The following is a 16,956-nucleotide window of genomic DNA, read 5'->3' on the forward strand; positions in this document are numbered from 1 at the left end:
CTTCCGAGAGGAGGTAGCTCGTGTCCCGCTCCATCCGAGCCGATCCGGTGGTCATCCAGGCCGTCATCGCCGGTGCCCTGTCCTTCGCCCACCTGCACGACCTGGCGGAAGCGGCAGGACAGGACGGCTGGAAGGCGTGGGCCTACCCGGTCAGCGTCGACCTGTTGCTCGTTGCGGCGTGGCGCCGGATGCGCGCCGACAGGGAGAACCGCGACGCATGGCTCTGGTTCGCCATCGCCCTCGTCGCGTCCCTCGGCGCCAACGTCGCCACCGCTGGGCTGCTCGACCTCGGCGCAGTCCCGCCGTGGCTGCGCATCCTCGTCGCAGGCTGGCCCGCGCTCGCCTTCCTCGGCGGCACGCTCCTCGCCCACACAACCGCTCCGGCGTCGCGGGAGGTGGCGTACTCGGGTAAGCCCGAGGGCGAGCCCGCTTCTTCGGACGTCACCGTGGAGCGTGCGCCGGATCCGGCTCCGGAGCTGCCGGCAGCAGACCCCGCGACACCGGAAGTACCAGCCCCGGCCGCCGTACCCCCGAGCGTTCCCGTCCCGCCTGCGCTACTCGCCCACGCCCAGAAGATCGCGGACGCCCATCAGGCCCAGAACGGGACCCCGATCGACGCCGCGACCCTGCGGAGCCGCCTCGGTGTTCCGCCCGCCCTTGCTGACGCCATCGCCATCCAACTCGCCTAACAGGAAGAGAGGCAGAACCGTGCGCCCGAACCGCTTCTACCAGGTCATATGCATCGGCCCCGTGAAGGTCGGCAGCCACAGCGACGGCCGCGGCCGCACCCTGCACACCGCCGTCTGCACCGCCCCCCGCTGCGACTTCTCGGCCGACTACACCAGCCGCACCGGTGCCGAACTCGCCGCCCGGACCCACCGCTGCAACCCCCGCTGACCACGAAGGAGACCCGCGTCATGGACGTACCGCTCTGGCTCGCCCTGATCGTCGTCGGCGTCCTCGGCTACAAGCTCGTCCGCCCGCCGCTGTGGCTCGTGGCCGTGATCCTCCTCGGCGGATACCTGCTCGCGCACAGCTTCATGGCCCCGCTCATTGACCCGTTCACCAAGTAGGGAGGCACTGCCATGCTCCGCCCCCGTGTCCCGGTCAACCCCGCCCCGACCGGCCTCGTCGCCCCGCTCGTCCGCCCGACCACCGGGGACATCACCTACGGCGCCACCGCCGCCCCGGCCTGCGGCTGCGACCACGCCCCGGCCGCCACGACCGACCAGCCCCGCGCCCAGCTCCCCACGGTCCGCCTCACCCCGGCCGGCTTCGTCGCCGTCGTCGCGGGTGGCGCCGGCCTCGTCCTGGTCGTCGGCGCGGTCCTGGTCTCCATGCTGCTCGCCGTCGCCGTCACGGGAGCCTCGGTCGCCGTCTGCGCGGTCGTCCTGCGCTCGCTCCTCAACGGCCAGAACCACCGTTGACCGGCCCCGGGACGGCCTAAACCGCCAAGTCTCCGCCGTCCCGGCGCCGTGCTCCTGCCCGAACCAAACGATCCGGAAGGAAGCACCATCATGACCCAGCACACCCCTGCCCTGCGCCCGGTCTGCCCGCACTGCGACGGCCACCCCTCCGTTGCCGTCACCGTCGGCGGCCGCGACCGCGCCGGCCTCCTCCGTACGATCACCGCCCACTGCCCCGCCTGCCACGGCACCGGCACCCGCCTCACGCGCGCTGCGCAGATCACGGCCGGGCGGTGAACGGCATGAACCTCACCCCCTCCTCCGACCGCCCGGGTCTGCACGTCAGCAAGCCGTCCCCCGACGCACCCGCCACGGGCTCCGCCGTCTGCCACTGCGGCGCCACTGCCACGGCCAAGGGAGACGCCCAGGTCGGCGCCCTGGTCGCCGGTTGGAACGCCAACCACGGCTCCGCCCACGGGAAGTGATCGCGTGACCAACACCGCCACCGCGGCGGGCCTGGACCCGGCCACCCTGAGCGATCTGCTCCGGGTGGCCGGGGACCCCGGCTTCGAGCGGCTCCATGAACAGATCCGCCGCACCGGGGGATGCGCCGCCCCGATCCGCCTCTCCGGCGGGACCAAGCTCCTCGACCCCGCCACCCGGACCGTGCTCCACGCCTACAGCACCGACGCCGAACCCGGCGGCGTCCTCCGCGTCGCCTGCGGCAACCGCCGGGCCTCCCGGTGCCCCGCCTGCGCCTGGACGTACGCGGGCGACACTTACCACCTGATCCGCGCCGGCCTCGTCGGGGACCCGGCCAAGGGCACGCCTGAGACGATCCGCGATCACCCGCGCGTCTTCGCCACCCTGACCGCTCCGTCCTTCGGGCCCGTCCACAACCGCCCCGGCCCCCGGCCCTGCCGGTGCGGCGTCCGGCACCTCGAGGACGCGGAGGAGCTGGGTACCCCGCTCGACCCGACCACGTACGACTACGCGGGCGCCGTGCTGTGGAACAACCACGCCTCCGAGCTGTGGCGGTACTTCACGATCTACCTCCGACGGGAGATCGCCGCCCGCGCCGGCCTGACGCAGAAGGCCGCTCGCGAACAGTCCCGCGTCTCCTTCGGCAAGGTCGCCGAGTACCAGAAGCGCGGAGCCGTGCACTTCCACGCCGTCGTCCGCTTCGACGGACCGGACGGGCCCGACAGCCCGCCTCCCGCGTGGGCCACCCTCGACCTGCTCACCGATGCCATCCGGGCCGCCGCCGCCCGCGTACGCATCGTCGTTCCCGCCAGCCCCGAGTACGGCTTCGAGAACGACTGGGTGCTCCGGTGGGGCGAGCAGATCGACGTGCAGCCCATCGGCGCCTTCGGGAACGGCGAGGACCTGACGGAACAGGCGGTCGCCTCCTACGTCGCCAAGTACGCGACCAAGGCCGCTGAGACCACCGGGACCGTGGACCACCCCGTGGGGAACAAGGAGGCCTTGCTCCTCCTTGGCGTCCCCGATCACCCTCGGCGGCTCATGGAAGCCTGCATGGACCTTGACCGGGCCTACCCGGACCGGCGCCTGCGGGCATGGGCTCACATGCTCGGCTTCCGTGGGCACTTCTCCACCAAGTCCCGCAGCTACTCGACCACGCTCGGCGCCTTACGCCAGGTCCGCGCCGACTACCGCGCCGCCCAGCAACGCGCCTCCCTCGGCCTGCCCGACCTCGACGACAACCCGGAGTCCACGCTCCTCGTCGTCGCCCACTGGTCCTACGCCGGCCACGGCTCCACCCCCGGTGAGTCCTGGCTCGCCGCCAACATCCGCCGCGACATCCAGCACAGCCGCGAGACCGCCCGCGAAGCACTGGCGGACCTGCCCGAAGAGCATGAGGGGGAGCGATGACCGTGATGGTGCAGCAGCCGGTTCTCTACCGAGTCGCTGATGTGACGGGGCTGTTGGGGTTGAGTCGGACGGTCGTCTACGAGCTGATCCGTTCGGGACGCCTCCGGACCGTCACGCAGGGCCGGGCCCGGCTCGTTCCTGCGTCCGCGATCGCCCAGTACGTCGATCTTCTGGAGCGCGAAGCGGTGGCCCGACCGTGACGAAGAGGCGTAGTCGAGGGGATGGCGGCCTCCACTGGGATGAGCGTCGTCAGCGTTGGATCGCCACTGCGCAGCTCGGCTTCGACGCGAGCGGCAAGCGCATCGTCCGGAGGGGGAGTGGCCGGACCAAGACCGAAGCCAAGAACAAGTTGAAGGAGGTTCTGCGGGACCACGAGGACGGCCTCGCCATCGCTCCCACCAACTACACGGTGGCCGATGCGGTGAACGACTGGCTGATGTACGGGTTGGCCGGCCGCGACGCACGCACCGTGGACACCGCCACGTCCCTCAGCCGGAACCACGTCATCCCTGCCCTCGGGGCCAGAAAGCTGCGTGAGCTGAGTGGGGAGGACGTGGACAAGTGGCTGGCAGAGAAGGCCAAGACGCTCAGCACACGGACGCTTCAAGCGGTGCATTCGTGCCTGAACCGAGCCGTCAAGCGCGCCATGGTGCGGGACAAGGTGAAGCGGAACATCGTGGAGCTCTGCTCCATCCCGACCGGGCAGCTCGGCCGCCCCTCGAAGGCGCTCAGGTTGGCCCAAGCCGAAGCGGTGCTCAAGGCTGCCGAAGGGACGACGGCGGGCGCGTACATCGTGGTGGCACTGCTCACGGGTGCCCGGACAGAAGAGATGCGCGCACTCACCTGGGATCACGTCTTCCTGAAAGGGGATCCCACCGCGGCGCCACCCGTTCCGCCGCACATCGCGGTGTGGCGGTCGGTCCGCTCCACCGGGGACACCAAGACCAAGAAGTCCCGACGGACGATCGCCTTGCCGGCCCGGTGCGTGGCCGCGCTCTGGCAGCAGTTCGAAGATCAGGGGTGGGACCGGCTCGCCGCCGGTGAGAAGTGGACGGAGAAGGGGCTCGTCTTCTCCTCCGCGTCGGGGACCGAGCTGGACTCGACCAACGTCCGCCGCGCCTTCCGGCAGGCGATCACCGGAGCCGAGGGGGTCGACGCGAAGGAGTGGACCCCGCGGGAGCTGCGGCACAGCTTCGTCTCGCTGCTGTCCGACAAGGGGGTCCCGCTCGAAGAGATCTCCCGGCTGGTCGGCCACTCCGGGACGGCCGTCACTGAGGCGGTCTACCGGAAGCAGATCCGGCCCGTGATCCAGACCGGGGCGACGGCCATGGACGAGATCTTCAAGGACGCTCGGAAGCCGTAGTCACTCAGTTAGTCACGCAGACGCAGAGAGAGCCGGTGCAGATTTCTCTGCACCGGCTCTCACCTGGTGTTTCTCTGTCGGGGTGGCGGGATTTGAACCCACGACCTCTTCGTCCCGAACGAAGCGCGCTGCCAAGCTGCGCTACACCCCGATCGTCGTCCTTGCAGCGTTGCTGCCTGGCGACATCGATTACTTTAGCGGACCCTCGGCCGGAGACGAAATCCGGTTTTCGCGCGGCGGTGCCGGGCGGTGGCGGTCCGCCGCCACCAGGGCCAGGCCGAGGGCGTAGAAGGCGATGCCCAGGACGACCGCGTTCACGGCGACCTCCGCGTAGCCGTACTTCGCCGCGTCCAGGAAGGGGTACGTGTAGCGGCTCGGCACGTCGGGGGACAGGAGCGCGCCGCGGATCAGGGCGAAGGCCAGGTACGCGCCCGGGAAGGCCAGCCACTGCAGGGCGTGCCGGGCGGTGAGGGAGCGGGGGGCTGTGAGCAGCACGAAGTCCAGGAGCGCGCCGATCGGCGTGACCGTGTGCAGGAGCTGGTTGGAGACGGCCTTGGCGCCGGTGAGGCGGTCGATGGCGTCGGCGTTGTTGAAGGGGCTCGCGTGGTTCGCCAGGACCAGGTGGAACACCAGCCCGGTGATCAGGATGAAGAGGAGCACCCCGCCCGTCCACAGCGCGGGCAGCGGCGGCCGGCGCCGCAACGAGCGCTGCGCGGAGATCCCGAAGACCACCGCGACCAGGATGTTCGTCCAGATCGTGAAGTAGCTCAGGACCACGGGCACGCTGCCGTACGCGCACTCGATCACGAGCCCGGTCACGGCCGCGGCGGAGATCAGGGCGCGGAAGATCGCGGGCAGCACCGTCGGCCGCACCGCCGGGACGGCCGCCCGGTCCGTTGATGGGATCATCCGGCCAACGTACTGCCTGCGGTTACGCCGCCGGGGTCAGCGTCAGGAGTGTCGCCTCGGGCGGGCACGCGAACCGCACCGGGGTGAAGCGGTTGGTGCCGCAGCCCGCCGACACGTGGAGGTACGCGCGCTGGTCGTCGCTCTCGTACGTCGACAGGCCCTTCACCCGCTTGGTGTCCAGGTCGCAGTTGGTCACCAGTGCCCCGTAGAAGGGGATGCACAGCTGACCGCCGTGCGTGTGCCCGGCGAGGATCAGCGGGTAGCCGTCGGCCGTGAAGGACTCCAGCGCGCGCAGGTACGGGGCGTGCACGACGGCGATCGAGAAGTCCGCCGCGGTGTCGGGGCCGCCCGCGACCTCCTCGTAGCGGTCGCGCTTGATGTGCGGGTCGTCCAGGCCGGTGAAGGCGAGGTCCACCCCGTCCAGCTTGAGCCGGGCCCGCGTGTTGGTGAGGTTGTGCCAGCCCGCCGCGTCGAAGGCGTCCCGCATGTCCTGCCACGGGTTGTGGACGGCGCCGACGACCGGCTTGTTTCCGTTCAGCCCGTGCCGGCCCTGGACCTTCTCGATCAGGTAGCGCCCGGGGTTGCGCAGCCGGGGCCCGTAGTAGTCGTTCGACCCGAACACGTACACCCCGGGGAACTCCATCAGCGGGCCGAGGGCGTCCAGTACCTCGGGCACACCGTCCGTGTCGGAGAGGTTGTCGCCGGTGTTCACGACGAAGTCCGGGCGCAGCCCGGCCAGGGACTGCAGCCAGGCGCGCTTCTTGCGCTGCCCGCTGACCATGTGGATGTCCGAGACCTGCAGGATGCGCAGCGGACGCATCCCCTGCGGGAGCACGGGTACCGTGACCCGGCGCAGGCGGAAGGACCGCGCCTCGAAACCGGCGGAATAGGCCACACCCGCGGCCCCGACCGCCGCGATTCCGGCGGTGACTTTCAGGGGTACTCCGTAACGCGCACGCATGCCCCCATCGTCGCAGACCGGGAAAACCAACGGGCGCCACAGGCCCCGGACCTGGCAGACTCGGGGCATGACCACGCTCAAGGCCAAGCTCCAGGAAGACCTCACCGCCGCCATCAGGGCGCGTGACGAGCTGCACTCGTCCACGCTGCGACTGACCCTTTCCGCCATCACCAAGGAGGAGGTCGCGGGCAAGGAAGCGCGCGTGCTCTCCGACGAGGAAGTCCTCAAGGTGATCGCCAAGGAGGCGAAGAAGCGCCGCGAGGCCGCGGATGCGTTCGCCCAGGGCGGTCGTCCGGAGCAGGCCGCGCGGGAGACCGCGGAGGGCGAGTTCCTCGACACCTACCTGCCCAAGCAGCTCAGCGACGACGAGCTCGACGCGATCGTGGTGCAGGCCGTCGAGGAGGCCAGGGCGACGGGCGCCGAGGGGCCGCGTGCCATGGGTGTCGTCATGAAGATCGTGAACCCGAAGGTCGCCGGTCTGGCGGACGGGGGCCGCGTGGCCGCCGCCGTGAAGAAGGCCCTCGCGTAACCGGGGCACCGAACAGACCGAATAAGAAAGGGGGGCCCCGCCGGATCCGGTCCGGCAAGGGCCCCCCTTTTTTCGAGGGCTCGCCCCCGTCAGCCGCAGCCGCCGATCAGTCGCGGCCGCCGATCAGCCCGGGCTCCAGGGTGAACCCGGGGAACGGGTTGTCCGGGGTGCCGCCGGTGCCGCCGGTGGCGCCGCCCGGGTTCCCGCCGGTGGCTCCGGCGACCGTCTGCTGCCCGCCGGGGCGCCCCTCACCGGGCTTGCCGTCGCCGCCCGGCTTTCCGGGCTTGCCGGGCTTGGTCGGGTTGGTGTTCGGGTTGGGCCGGCCGCCGCCGTTGCCCCCCGGGGTGTCGGGGATGTGGACGGTGGAGAAGCCGGGTGCCTCGCGGCCCGCGAGCGCGCCCGAGATCGCCTGCTTCCAGATCGGGCCGGGCAGCCCGCCGCCGTAGACCTTCGGGTAGTACGTGCCGCCGATGGTGATGTTCTCCATCGACACCTGCTTGGCGCCGCCCGAGCCGACCCAGGTCGCGCCGGACATGTTCGGGGTGTACCCGACGAACCAGGCGTTGTAGCGGTTGTCGGTGGTGCCGGTCTTGCCCGCGTTCTGCCGGTCGGTCAGGCCCGCGGCCGTACCGGTACCGGAGTCGACCACGCCGAGCAGCAGCGTGTTGATGGTGTCGGCGGTCTTCTCCGACATGACGCGCTCGCACTGGCTCTTGGGGACGGTCAGCGCCTTGCCGTGCGAGTCGGTGATGGACTCTATGGCGACGGGCGTGCAGTACACGCCCCGGTTGGCGAAGGTCGCGTACGCGTTGGCCATGGTCAGCGGGGACATGCCCTGGGTGCCGAGCGAGATGGCCGGGACCTCGGGCAGCTTGGTGCCGTCGGCCGGGACGACCCGCAGCTTGTTGGTCATCTGGGTGACGGGGCAGATCCCGGTCTCCGAGATCATCTCCACGAAGTAGGTGTTGACCGACTTGGCCATCGCCTCCTTCATGCCGAAGGAGCCGAACTCGTTCTCCGCCTCGTTGGGCACCCGCTCCTGCTTGAGGTTGACCCACGGCTTGTCGCCGCAGGTCCGCACGGGGCTCGGGTACTCCATCTCCTGCGGGGTGGTGTACACCTTCGTCGGCAGGATGCCCAGCTCCAGGGCCGAGGCCGCGACGAAGGGCTTGAACGTCGAGCCGGTGGGGAAGCCGAAGTTCGACCCGCCCATCTGCTTGTCCACCGAGAAGTTGATCTGGGTCTCGTTCTTGCCGAAGCCGTACGGCTTGGACTGGCCCATCGCGAGCACCCGGCCGGTGCCCGGCTGGACCAGGGTGACGGCGGTGGCGACCTTGTCGTCCTGGTCGACGTGGTCCTTGATCGACTCGTTCGTCGCGTCCTGCGACTGCGGGTCGAGGGTGGTCCGTACGGTCAGACCGCCCTGGTTCCAGACCTTCGCCCGCTCCTCGCGCGTCTTGCCGAAGACCGGGTCGGTCAGAAAGGTGTTGCGCACGTAGTCGCAGTAGAAGCCGGCGCCCTTCACGGCGGTGATGCAGCCGTTCTTCGGCTTGGTCACCTTCAGCTGGACCGGCTTGGCCTTCGCGGCCTCGCCCTCCGCCTCCGTGATGTCCTTCATGTCGATCATCCGCTGGAGGACGACGTTGCGGCGCTTGGTGGCCTCCGCCGCGTCGTTCACCGGGTCGAACCGGCTCGGCGACTGGACGACGCCCGCCAGCAGCGCCGACTCCTCCAGGGTCAGGTCCTTGGCCGGCTTGCTGAAGTAGCGCTGGGCGGCGGATTCGATTCCGTACGCCTGCTGGCCGAAATACGTGATGTTGAGGTAGTTCTCGAGGATCTTCTTCTTCCCGAGCTCCTCCTCGACCTGGATCGCGTACTTCAGTTCGCGGATCTTGCGGCCGAGGCTCTTGACCTGTGCTTCGCGCACCTTGGTCTCGTCGTCGCCCGCTTCTTCGACGAAGACGTTCTTCACGTACTGCTGGGTGAGCGTCGACGCGCCCTGCGCGGCGCCGCCTTCCTGCGCGTTCTGGTTGACCGCGCGCAGGATGCCCTTGAGGTCGACCGCGCCGTGCTCGTAGAAACGAGAGTCCTCGATCGCGACGATTGCCTTCTGCATGTACGGGGAGATGGCCGTGAGCGGCACCACCTGCCGGTCACGTGAATAGACAGTGGCGATCAAGCCACCTTCGGAGTCCAGAATCGTGGTGCGCTGGCTCAGCGGCGGAGTCTTGAGATTGGCCGGGATCTCGTCGAATCCCTCGACGGTCCCCTTGGCCGCGAGCCCCAGGGCGCCGGCGCCCGGGATCGCGATACCCGCAAGCACAACACCGGAGAGAACGGACACCCCGAGGAACTTGGCGGCCTGCTGTGGCCCCGTGAGCCCGCCGCCCGAGCGCTTCTTTCCCATGGAGGGCAGCCTACGTTCTCATTCGCCGGACACGCGCGAATGCCTTGGCCTAAGCTGTCCCCAACTGTCACAGCAGTGCGGTGCGACATCAACCCCTCGGCTTGTTTTTCACCCTTCCCGAATGGGGTGGACTCATGTCCGAATCCCGCCCCCTGCTGTCCGGGTGATCCGCCGATTCCACCCGAATTGCCGGAATGGTCGGGCATGTCGCCGGATCACTCCGTCGGGTGATCTGCCGCTTACCCATAGTCCGTTCGGACCATTCAAGATTGGGCCCGTCGGGGGTGTTGCACTGTGCCCGCCTTCCGTAACGTCCTCAACTGGCAGCGGTGAATATGCCGCTACCGCCGTGGGGGAGCCTCGATTCGGGAGAGGACGGCGCCGGGATGGGCTGGGTTACCGACTGGAGTGCGCAGGCAGCCTGCCGCACTACCGATCCGGATGAACTGTTCGTTCAAGGAGCGGCACAGAACAGGGCCAAGGCGGTGTGCACCGGATGTCCGGTGCGGACCGAATGCCTGGCCGACGCGCTCGACAATCGTGTCGAGTTCGGCGTGTGGGGCGGAATGACCGAGCGGGAACGACGTGCGCTGCTGCGCCGGCGTCCCACCGTCACCTCGTGGCGGCGACTGCTCGAAACCGCCCGCACGGAGTACGAGCGCAGTACGGGCATCCTCACCGGGGATGTCGACGTGGAGATTGACGTTCCGTACGAGACGTACGCGGCAGCCGGGTAGATCACCCGAACGCCACCCCGTACGAGGCACCACGTACGAACGCCTACGCTCCGGCCGGAACCCCGGCCGCGAGTCGCTCTCCGATGGCCCGAAGCCCGGCGAGGTCGTGTACATCGCCGGGCAGGGCGGCCACTTCGGCCACCGCCACCTCGGGGTGCAGCGAGGTGAAGCGGTCGCGCGTGCGCTGTTCGCGCGCGATCACCTGCATCCGCTCGGCATGCAGGCGCAGCAGTCCTGCCGTGATCTCGTCCACCTCGGCCTCGGCCTTGGTGCTCGCGTCCTCGTCGGTGGGGGAACCGTCGTCGGCGCGGTCACGAAGTCCAGCTTTCCCGGACTCCTGATCGACAATGCCGCCTTCTTCAAGATTCTCTGCGGCCGCCAACGCCCGCTCGGCGGACAGCTGGTCGGCCCCGCTGCCGTGGACCCGGTTCAGCACCAGCCCGGCCAGCGGCATCCGCTCCGCGGCCAGCCGTTCCACGAAGTACGCCGCCTCGCGCAGGGCGTCCGGTTCGGGCGCCGCGACCACGAGGAAGGCCGTACCGGGAGCCTGCAGAAGCCGGAAGGTCGCGTCCGCGCGCGTGCGGAAACCGCCGAACATCGTGTCCATGGCGGCCACGAAGGTCTGTACGTCCTTCAGCAGCGAGGCGCCCATCAGCTTGCTGAGCGTGCCCGTCATCATCGACATGCCGACATTGAGGAACTTCATCCCCGCCCGGCCGCCCACCTTCGCCGGAGCCATCAGCACCCGGATGAACTTCCCGTCCAGGAAGGACCCGAGGCGCTTGGGGGCGTCCAGGAAGTCCAGCGCGGACCGGCTCGGCGGCGTGTCCACGATGATCAGGTCCCAGTCGTCCCGGGCCCGCAGCTGGCCCAGCTTCTCCATCGCCATGTACTCCTGAGTGCCCGCGAAACCGGCCGACAGGGACTGGTAGAAGGGGTTGGCGAGGATGGCCTCGGCCCGCTCGCGGTCCGCGTGCGCCTCGACGATCTCGTCGAAGGTCCGCTTCATGTCCAGCATCATGGCGTGCAGTTCGCCGTCGCTCCCCACCCCGGTGACCCGGCGCGGGGTGTTGTCGAGCGAGTCGATCCCCATGGACTGGGCGAGCCTGCGCGCCGGGTCGATGGTGAGCACCACCGCCTTGCGGCCGCGCTCCGCCGCCCGTACGCCGAGCGCCGCCGCGGTGGTGGTCTTGCCGACCCCGCCCGCGCCGCAGCACACGATGATCCGGGTCCCGGGATCGTCCAGCAGCCGGTCGACCCCGAGCCGCGGCGGCGCCTCCAGGCCCGTGGTGCCCGCCGCGCGCTCCGTCATGCGCTCCGTCATGCGTCGCCCACCTGCTTCCGCAGCTCCGTGGCCAGCCCGTAGAGCCCGGCCAGATCCATCCCCGTGCCGAGCAGGGGAAGCTCGTACGCCGGCACGCCCAGCTCCTCCAGTACGGTGCGCTGCGCGCGCTCCAGCTCGACCCGGCTCGCGTGCTCGGCGGCCTGGGTGAGCAGCGGGTCCACCAGCCGCTCGGCCAGCCCCCCGCGCCGGGCGCCGCCGAGGCCCGCCCGGGACAGCGCCTTGGCGACATCGGCGCGGCGCTCGCCGGCCGCGGCGCGCAGGGCGTCCTCGTCGAGGTGGTGCGGCCGGACCATGTTCACGACGACCCGCCCCACCGGCAGCCCCGCATCCCGCAGTTCGGCGATCCCGTCGGCGGTCTCCTGGACGGGCATCTCCTCCAGCAGCGTCACCAGGTGGACCGCCGTGTCGGGGGACTTCAGCAACTGCATCACGGACTGCGCCTGGTTGTGGATCGGCCCGAACCGGGCCAGGCCCGCCACCTCGTCGTTGACGTTCAGGAAGCGGGTGATCCGCCCCGTCGGCGGGGCGTCCATGATCACGTGGTCGTACACGTACCGCCCGGCCTTGTCCTTGCGCCGCACCGCCTCGCACGCCTTGCCGGTCAGCAGGACGTCCCGCAGCCCCGGCGCGATGGTCGTCGCGAAGTCGATGGCCCCGAGCTTCTTGAGCGCGCGGCCGGCCGAGCCGAGCTTGTAGAACATCTGGAGGTAGTCGAGCAGCGCCCGCTCCGCGTCGATGGCGAGCGCGAACACCTCCCCGCCGCCCGAGGCGACGGCGATCTTCCGCTCCTCGTACGGGAGCGCCTCCGCCCCGAAGAGCTGTGCGATGCCCTGCCTGCCCTCGACCTCCACCAGAAGAGTCCGCCTGCCCTCGCGTGCGAGGGCGAGCGCGAGTGCCGCGGCGACCGTGGTCTTGCCGGTGCCGCCCTTGCCGCTGACCACCTGGAGCCTGCTCACAGCGCCCGAGCCTAATTCCTCGCTCCCGGCTCCGGGGGTGCCGGGTGGCCTCGCGGCGTCCCGGGGCGTGCGCGTGGCCCCCGCGCGGCAGGCACTACGCTCGCTCTCATGACCAAGAAGTTCGAATACGCGACCGTCCCGCTGCTGGTCCACGCCACCAAGCAGATCCTCGACACCTGGGGCGAGGACGGCTGGGAGCTCGTCCAGGTCGTACCCGGCCCGAACAACCCCGAGCAGCTCGTCGCTTACCTCAAGCGGGAGAAGGCATGAGCGGCGCCGTCGACGCGAAGCTGGCCGAACTCGGCCTGACGCTGCCCGAGGTCGTCCCGCCGCTGGCCACGTACCAGCCGGCCGTGCGGTCGGGCGCGTACGTGTACACCGCGGGCCAGCTCCCGATGGTCAAGGGCAGCCTGCCGGTGACCGGCAAGGTCGGCGCCGAGGTCTCGCCGGAGCAGGCCAAGGAACTGGCCGCCGTGTGCGCGCTGAACGCCCTGGCCGCGGTGAAGTCGGTGATCGGCGATCTCGACAAGATCGCGCGCGTCGTGAAGGTCGTCGGCTTCATCGCCTCGGCCCCGGACTTCACCGGGCAGCCGGGCGTGCTGAACGGTGCGAGCGAGCTGCTGGGCCAGGTGCTCGGCGAGAAGGGCGTCCACGCCCGCAGCGCGGTCGGCGTGGCGGTCCTCCCGCTGGACGCGCCGGTCGAGGTCGAGATCCAGGTCGAGCTGCTCCCCTCCTGACGCACTCCCCTCCTGACGCGCCCCTCGCTCGGCTCGGCGCCGGGGCGCCTCCCCGGCTTCGGGCCGCTGCGCCGGACTCCGTCCGGCGACGCTGGTCCGGTGGCGCTGCCTGAGCGCCGGCGGGGCTGATTCCAGCCTCCGCCGGCGTTGGGGCGCGGTGGCCGGGGCGGGGCCCCGGGTCGGCCGCGGGCGCCCGCGGCCCGGCACACCCGCGGCGGGGAACCCTCGAACATCGGGCCGGATGGCCGTAGCATCCCGCCATGCCGAATGGTCAGGAACGCCAGCCGCCGCAGGACCCCGCCACCGCCGGAGGGCAGTGGTATCCGCCGGAGTGGCCCGACCGCATCCGCGCGCTCAACGAGGGCTCCCTCGTCCCGGTCCCGCCCAGGCGCGCCGCGACCGTCATGCTGCTCCGCGACACCCCCGCCGGCCCCGTCGTGCACATGCTGCGCCGCCGGGCCTCCATGGCCTTCGCGGGCGGCGCGTACGCCTACCCCGGCGGCGGGGTCGACCCCCGGGACGAGGACCACCGCATCGGCTGGGCGGGCCCGAGCCAGGAGGACTGGGCCGCCCGTCTCGGCACCGACGCCGCCACCGCCCAGGCGATCGTCTGCGGGGCCGTGCGCGAGACCTTCGAGGAGGCCGGCGTCCTGCTCGCCGGTGAGACCGCCGACACCGTCGTCGGCGACACCACCGCCGACGAATGGGAGGCCGACCGCCGGGCGCTCGTCGCCCGCGAGCTGTCCTTCGCCGAGTTCCTCGACCGCCGCGGGCTCCTCCTGCGTTCCGATCTGCTCGGTGCGTGGGCCCGGTGGATCACCCCGGAGTTCGAGCCGCGCCGCTACGACACCTGGTTCTTCGTCGCCGCCCTCCCCGAGGGGCAGCGCACCCGCAACGCCTCCACCGAGGCCGACCGGACCGTGTGGATCCGCCCGGCGGACGCCGCCGAGGGCTACGACAAGGGTGAGCTGCTGATGATGCCGCCGACGATCTCCACGCTGCGCTCGCTGGAGGCGTACGAGGGTGCCGCCGACGCGCTCGCCGCGGCGGCCGCGCAGGACCTGACCCCCGTCCTCGCCCAGGCCGCGCTGGAGGACGGTGAGCTGGTGCTGAGCTGGCCGGGGCACGACGAGTTCACGAAGCGCGTCCGCCTGGGGCGTGTGGCGGACGGCCCCGCGAGCCCCGCCGGCCCCGCAAGCCCCGCCCGCCCCGCGAGCCCCGCCGGCCCCGCGAGCCCCGCACGTCCTGGAGACCCCGTATGACCGACGCCGCCGCCCTGCCCGGCCAGCCTCGCGGAATGGTCACCTCCGGGCCTGCCACCGCCCGCGCGGTGAACATCCTGGCCCCGAACGCCTCCGCCATGACCCTGGACGGCACCAACACCTGGCTCGTGTCCGAGCCCGGTTCCGACCTGGCCGTCGTCATCGACCCCGGCCCGCTGGACGAGGGGCACCTGGCCGCGGTGCTCGCCGCCGCCGAGGAGGCGGGCAAGCGGGTCGCCCTGACCCTCCTCACCCACGGCCACCCCGACCACGCCGAGGGCGCCGCCCGGTTCGCCGAGCTGACCCGTACGAAGGTCCGGGCCCTCGACCCCGCCCTGCGCCTGGGCGACGAGGGACTGGCCGCCGGGGACGTGATCCGTACCGGCGGCCTCGAACTGCGCGTGGTCCCCACCCCGGGGCACACCGCCGACTCGCTGTGCTTCCACCTGCCGGCCGACCGGGCGGTCCTGACCGGTGACACGATCCTGGGCCGCGGCACCACCGTCGTCGCCCACCCCGACGGCCGCCTCGGCGACTACCTCGACTCGCTGCGCCGGCTGCGTTCGCTGACGGTCGACGACGGGGTCCACACCGTGCTCCCGGGCCACGGACCGGTCCTGGACGACGCCCAGGGCGCGGTGGAGTTCTACCTGGCCCACCGCGCACACCGCCTCGCGCAGGTGGAGACGGCGGTGGAGAACGGTTTCGTCACCCCGTCGGCCGTCGTGGCGCAGGTCTACGCGGACGTGGACCGCTCGCTGTGGCCGGCGGCGGAGTGGTCCGTACAGGCGCAGCTGGAGTACCTCCGGGAGCACGGCCTGATCCCCGGGGGGCCGGTCGAGTGACCAGGCCCTGGACGGCCTACTAGCGCTGTGACCTCGTGCCGTGCCGGGCCGTGTACTCGTCCGCGAGCCAGGGCCCGAGGTCCTCGATGTACGAGCGCAGCACCGCGGGGTCCGCGACCGGGTCCAGCGCGACGGCGGCCGCGGCCCGCATCTGTGCGGCGCGCTCGGGGTAGTACCGGCCGAAGATCTCCGCGGACTCGGGGAGATCGCTGGTCCAGCCGCCCCACCGGGGCATGACCAGGGTGAACCCGGTCCGCACCAGGTGCCGGGCGAAGCCCCGGGCGAGGGCGCGCTGCTCCTCGGGTGTCGCCGCGGCCGCGGCCCTGGCCCGCCAGCGCGGGAGCAGTTCGGCCAGGCCGCCGTTGGTCTCCCGGGCGAGCAGGCTGTCGGGGCGGTACCGGGGCAGGTGCTCGGCCAGGTCGGCCCCGAGCAGCGGCGTGCACAGGCAGGCCAGGAACCAGCCCAGGTCGTAACGTTCCTGCTCGCTCAGCAGCCGGTCCTTGCCGTACAGCAGGACCCCCACCCCGTCGATCTCGGCGAAGTCCTGGTCGAGCCCGCGTCCCAGTACCTCGGCGGTGTCCCGGTCCTGGTCGGAGGGCTCGTGGTGCAGGGCGAGCAGCAGGTCGAGGTCGGACCGCCCGGGCCGGGCCGTGCCGCGCGGCAGGGACCCGTACAGGTACGCGCTGTGCAGCCGCCGCCCGTACGCCTCGGCGATGCGCTCCCGCGCGGCGGAGACGACCGGTGCGAACACGGGCTGGATCGCCCCGAGGGACCCCTCCCGCTCGAAGTACCCGTACGCGTCCAGTCCTCTGTGCTCCATGGCCCCACTGTGCAATATGCGGCCTCGTCGGCGCTTGAGGCGCCGCGTCCGGACATGCGGAAGGGCCCCGCCCGACCGGGCAGGACCCTTCACACGCCAGGTACCGGCGTCAGCGCGAGCGCTTCGCCAGCCGCTCCACGTCCAGCAGGATGACCGCACGGGCCTCCAGCCGCAGCCAGCCGCGCCCCGCGAAGTCGGCCAGGGCCTTGTTCACGGTCTCGCGCGACGCGCCGACGAGCTGGGCCAGCTCCTCCTGCGTCAGGTCGTGCACGACGTGGATGCCCTCTTCGGACTGCACGCCGAAGCGGCGCGACAGGTCCAGGAGCGCCCTGGCCACGCGGCCCGGCACGTCGGAGAAGACCAGGTCGGACATCTGGTCGTTGGTCTTGCGCAGGCGCCGGGCGACGGCGCGCAGCAGGGCGGTGGCCACCTCGGGCCGGGCGTTGAGCCACGGCTGGAGGTCGCCGTGGCCGAGGCCGAGCAGCTTGACCTCGGTCAGGGCGGTGGCGGTGGCGGTGCGCGGGCCCGGGTCGAAGAGCGACAGCTCGCCGATCAGCTCGCCGGGGCCGAGGACGGCCAGCATGTTCTCGCGGCCGTCGGGGGAGGTGCGGTGCAGCTTCACCTTGCCCTCGGTCACGACATACAGCCGGTCGCCGGGGTCGCCCTCGTGGAACAGGGCGTCACCGCGTGCGAGGGTCACCTCGCCCATGGAGGCGCGGAGCTCCGCGGCCTGCTCGTCATCGAGCGCCGCGAAGAGCGGGGCGCGCCGCAGAACGTCGTCCACGA

22 protein-coding genes and 1 tRNA gene are annotated in these 16,956 nt (G+C 71.4%); 15 read left to right on the plus strand and 8 right to left on the minus strand.

What is annotated here, in order from left to right:
- Window positions 1–20 precede the first annotated feature (20 nt).
- The 9 genes from AB0M99_RS23900 (at window position 21) to AB0M99_RS23940 (ending at window position 4,662) form a co-directional block, all read left to right on the plus strand.
- Window positions 21–689 carry a DUF2637 domain-containing protein gene (locus tag AB0M99_RS23900; RefSeq protein ID WP_365923601.1) on the plus strand — a complete coding sequence of 223 codons (669 nt, stop codon included), beginning with the start codon at window positions 21–23 and terminating at the stop codon, window positions 687–689.
- Between the two features lie 19 nt (window positions 690–708).
- Entirely contained in the window at window positions 709–897 is a 189-nt protein-coding gene (locus AB0M99_RS23905; RefSeq protein ID WP_365923603.1) for a mobile element transfer protein, read from the plus strand.
- 20 nt (window positions 898–917) lie between these two features.
- Window positions 918–1,073 carry a hypothetical protein gene (locus AB0M99_RS23910; RefSeq protein ID WP_365923604.1) on the plus strand — a complete coding sequence of 52 codons (156 nt, stop codon included), beginning with the start codon at window positions 918–920 and terminating at the stop codon, window positions 1,071–1,073.
- A 12-nt stretch (window positions 1,074–1,085) separates the two neighbouring features.
- A complete protein-coding gene (locus tag AB0M99_RS23915; protein ID WP_365923606.1) occupies window positions 1,086–1,427 on the plus strand; it encodes a SpdD-like protein in 342 nt (113 codons plus the stop codon).
- A 90-nt stretch (window positions 1,428–1,517) separates the two neighbouring features.
- On the plus strand, window positions 1,518–1,703 hold the full coding sequence (locus AB0M99_RS23920; protein WP_365923608.1) for a hypothetical protein: 186 nt from the start codon (window positions 1,518–1,520) through the stop codon (window positions 1,701–1,703).
- Window positions 1,704–1,708: 5 nt separating this feature from the next.
- Window positions 1,709–1,891, plus strand: coding sequence for a hypothetical protein (locus tag AB0M99_RS23925; protein ID WP_365923610.1), 183 nt, complete (start codon window positions 1,709–1,711; stop codon window positions 1,889–1,891).
- Window positions 1,892–1,895: 4 nt separating this feature from the next.
- Window positions 1,896–3,299, plus strand: coding sequence for a replication initiator protein RepSA (gene repSA, locus AB0M99_RS23930; RefSeq protein WP_365923612.1), 1,404 nt, complete (start codon window positions 1,896–1,898; stop codon window positions 3,297–3,299).
- The gene (locus AB0M99_RS23935; protein ID WP_365923613.1) at window positions 3,296–3,499 is read left to right on the plus strand and encodes a helix-turn-helix domain-containing protein; all 204 of its coding nucleotides are present in this window, start codon (window positions 3,296–3,298) and stop codon (window positions 3,497–3,499) included. Before repSA ends, AB0M99_RS23935 begins: the two co-directional genes overlap by 4 nt.
- The gene (locus tag AB0M99_RS23940; protein WP_365923615.1) at window positions 3,496–4,662 is read left to right on the plus strand and encodes a site-specific integrase; all 1,167 of its coding nucleotides are present in this window, start codon (window positions 3,496–3,498) and stop codon (window positions 4,660–4,662) included. The genes AB0M99_RS23935 and AB0M99_RS23940 overlap by 4 nt, the downstream gene beginning before the upstream one ends.
- A gap of 77 nt (window positions 4,663–4,739) precedes the next feature.
- On the opposite strand, the gene AB0M99_RS23945 is transcribed toward AB0M99_RS23940, so the two are convergent.
- The 3 genes from AB0M99_RS23945 to AB0M99_RS23955 all read right to left on the minus strand — a co-directional run bounded on the left by AB0M99_RS23945 (window position 4,740) and on the right by AB0M99_RS23955 (window position 6,532).
- Window positions 4,740–4,813, minus strand: a tRNA-Pro gene (locus AB0M99_RS23945).
- 38 nt (window positions 4,814–4,851) lie between these two features.
- On the minus strand, window positions 4,852–5,571 hold the full coding sequence (locus AB0M99_RS23950) for a Pr6Pr family membrane protein (RefSeq protein WP_365923617.1): 720 nt from the start codon (window positions 5,569–5,571) through the stop codon (window positions 4,852–4,854).
- A 22-nt stretch (window positions 5,572–5,593) separates the two neighbouring features.
- A complete protein-coding gene (locus tag AB0M99_RS23955; RefSeq protein ID WP_365923619.1) occupies window positions 5,594–6,532 on the minus strand; it encodes a metallophosphoesterase in 939 nt (312 codons plus the stop codon).
- A gap of 67 nt (window positions 6,533–6,599) precedes the next feature.
- On the opposite strand from AB0M99_RS23955, the gene AB0M99_RS23960 reads away from it, so the two are divergent.
- On the plus strand, window positions 6,600–7,061 hold the full coding sequence (locus AB0M99_RS23960; RefSeq protein ID WP_365923621.1) for a GatB/YqeY domain-containing protein: 462 nt from the start codon (window positions 6,600–6,602) through the stop codon (window positions 7,059–7,061).
- Between the two features lie 106 nt (window positions 7,062–7,167).
- Here AB0M99_RS23960 and AB0M99_RS23965 read toward each other — a convergent pair whose 3' ends face one another.
- A complete protein-coding gene (locus tag AB0M99_RS23965) occupies window positions 7,168–9,468 on the minus strand; it encodes a transglycosylase domain-containing protein (RefSeq protein WP_365923623.1) in 2,301 nt (766 codons plus the stop codon).
- Between the two features lie 386 nt (window positions 9,469–9,854).
- Here AB0M99_RS23965 and AB0M99_RS23970 point away from each other — a divergent pair, with 386 nt between their 5' ends.
- On the plus strand, window positions 9,855–10,205 hold the full coding sequence (locus AB0M99_RS23970; protein WP_365923624.1) for a WhiB family transcriptional regulator: 351 nt from the start codon (window positions 9,855–9,857) through the stop codon (window positions 10,203–10,205).
- Between the two features lie 43 nt (window positions 10,206–10,248).
- Here AB0M99_RS23970 and AB0M99_RS23975 read toward each other — a convergent pair whose 3' ends face one another.
- Window positions 10,249–11,517 carry an ArsA family ATPase gene (locus AB0M99_RS23975; RefSeq protein ID WP_365923701.1) on the minus strand — a complete coding sequence of 423 codons (1,269 nt, stop codon included), beginning with the start codon at window positions 11,515–11,517 and terminating at the stop codon, window positions 10,249–10,251.
- Between the two features lie 8 nt (window positions 11,518–11,525).
- Window positions 11,526–12,506, minus strand: a complete 981-nt coding sequence (locus AB0M99_RS23980) for an ArsA-related P-loop ATPase (protein WP_365923626.1) — start codon at window positions 12,504–12,506, stop codon at window positions 11,526–11,528.
- Window positions 12,507–12,614: 108 nt separating this feature from the next.
- Between AB0M99_RS23980 and AB0M99_RS23985 the strand changes: the two genes are divergently transcribed.
- The 4 genes from AB0M99_RS23985 to AB0M99_RS24000 all read left to right on the plus strand — a co-directional run bounded on the left by AB0M99_RS23985 (window position 12,615) and on the right by AB0M99_RS24000 (window position 15,350).
- Window positions 12,615–12,776, plus strand: coding sequence for a DUF4177 domain-containing protein (locus AB0M99_RS23985; RefSeq protein ID WP_007264966.1), 162 nt, complete (start codon window positions 12,615–12,617; stop codon window positions 12,774–12,776).
- Window positions 12,773–13,243, plus strand: a complete 471-nt coding sequence (locus AB0M99_RS23990; protein ID WP_365923629.1) for a RidA family protein — start codon at window positions 12,773–12,775, stop codon at window positions 13,241–13,243. The genes AB0M99_RS23985 and AB0M99_RS23990 overlap by 4 nt, the downstream gene beginning before the upstream one ends.
- Window positions 13,244–13,503: 260 nt before the next feature.
- On the plus strand, window positions 13,504–14,505 hold the full coding sequence (locus AB0M99_RS23995; protein ID WP_365923631.1) for an NUDIX hydrolase: 1,002 nt from the start codon (window positions 13,504–13,506) through the stop codon (window positions 14,503–14,505).
- On the plus strand, window positions 14,502–15,350 hold the full coding sequence (locus AB0M99_RS24000; RefSeq protein WP_365923633.1) for an MBL fold metallo-hydrolase: 849 nt from the start codon (window positions 14,502–14,504) through the stop codon (window positions 15,348–15,350). Before AB0M99_RS23995 ends, AB0M99_RS24000 begins: the two co-directional genes overlap by 4 nt.
- Window positions 15,351–15,369: 19 nt before the next feature.
- Here the strand turns inward: AB0M99_RS24000 and AB0M99_RS24005 are convergent, their stop codons facing one another.
- Window positions 15,370–16,170, minus strand: coding sequence for a nucleotidyltransferase domain-containing protein (locus AB0M99_RS24005; RefSeq protein WP_365923635.1), 801 nt, complete (start codon window positions 16,168–16,170; stop codon window positions 15,370–15,372).
- Between the two features lie 109 nt (window positions 16,171–16,279).
- Window positions 16,280–16,954 carry a Crp/Fnr family transcriptional regulator gene (locus AB0M99_RS24010; RefSeq protein WP_003981529.1) on the minus strand — a complete coding sequence of 225 codons (675 nt, stop codon included), beginning with the start codon at window positions 16,952–16,954 and terminating at the stop codon, window positions 16,280–16,282.
- Window positions 16,955–16,956: the final 2 nt, after the last annotated feature.

The sequence above is a fragment of the Streptomyces sp. NPDC051183 genome, assembly GCF_040682455.1.
In the GTDB taxonomy this organism is placed as follows: domain Bacteria; phylum Actinomycetota; class Actinomycetes; order Streptomycetales; family Streptomycetaceae; genus Streptomyces.

Excerpts from the sequence above, each read along its gene's own strand:
- AB0M99_RS23910 (WP_365923604.1), top strand. The coding sequence starts at position 918 with ATGGACGTACCGCTCTGGCTCGCCCTGATCGTCGTCGGCGTCCTCGGC.
- AB0M99_RS23915 (WP_365923606.1), top strand. The coding sequence starts at position 1,086 with ATGCTCCGCCCCCGTGTCCCGGTCAACCCCGCCCCGACCGGCCTCGTC.
- AB0M99_RS23920 (WP_365923608.1), top strand. The coding sequence starts at position 1,518 with ATGACCCAGCACACCCCTGCCCTGCGCCCGGTCTGCCCGCACTGCGAC.
- AB0M99_RS23925 (WP_365923610.1), top strand. The coding sequence starts at position 1,709 with ATGAACCTCACCCCCTCCTCCGACCGCCCGGGTCTGCACGTCAGCAAG.
- AB0M99_RS23935 (WP_365923613.1), top strand. The coding sequence starts at position 3,296 with ATGACCGTGATGGTGCAGCAGCCGGTTCTCTACCGAGTCGCTGATGTG.
- AB0M99_RS23950 (WP_365923617.1), bottom strand. The coding sequence starts at position 5,571 with ATGATCCCATCAACGGACCGGGCGGCCGTCCCGGCGGTGCGGCCGACG.
- AB0M99_RS23955 (WP_365923619.1), bottom strand. The coding sequence starts at position 6,532 with ATGCGTGCGCGTTACGGAGTACCCCTGAAAGTCACCGCCGGAATCGCG.
- AB0M99_RS23960 (WP_365923621.1), top strand. The coding sequence starts at position 6,600 with ATGACCACGCTCAAGGCCAAGCTCCAGGAAGACCTCACCGCCGCCATC.
- AB0M99_RS23965 (WP_365923623.1), bottom strand. The coding sequence starts at position 9,468 with ATGGGAAAGAAGCGCTCGGGCGGCGGGCTCACGGGGCCACAGCAGGCC.
- AB0M99_RS23970 (WP_365923624.1), top strand. The coding sequence starts at position 9,855 with ATGGGCTGGGTTACCGACTGGAGTGCGCAGGCAGCCTGCCGCACTACC.
- AB0M99_RS23975 (WP_365923701.1), bottom strand. The coding sequence starts at position 11,517 with ATGACGGAGCGCGCGGCGGGCACCACGGGCCTGGAGGCGCCGCCGCGG.
- AB0M99_RS23985 (WP_007264966.1), top strand. The coding sequence starts at position 12,615 with ATGACCAAGAAGTTCGAATACGCGACCGTCCCGCTGCTGGTCCACGCC.
- AB0M99_RS23990 (WP_365923629.1), top strand. The coding sequence starts at position 12,773 with ATGAGCGGCGCCGTCGACGCGAAGCTGGCCGAACTCGGCCTGACGCTG.
- AB0M99_RS23995 (WP_365923631.1), top strand. The coding sequence starts at position 13,504 with ATGCCGAATGGTCAGGAACGCCAGCCGCCGCAGGACCCCGCCACCGCC.
- AB0M99_RS24000 (WP_365923633.1), top strand. The coding sequence starts at position 14,502 with ATGACCGACGCCGCCGCCCTGCCCGGCCAGCCTCGCGGAATGGTCACC.
- AB0M99_RS24005 (WP_365923635.1), bottom strand. The coding sequence starts at position 16,170 with ATGGAGCACAGAGGACTGGACGCGTACGGGTACTTCGAGCGGGAGGGG.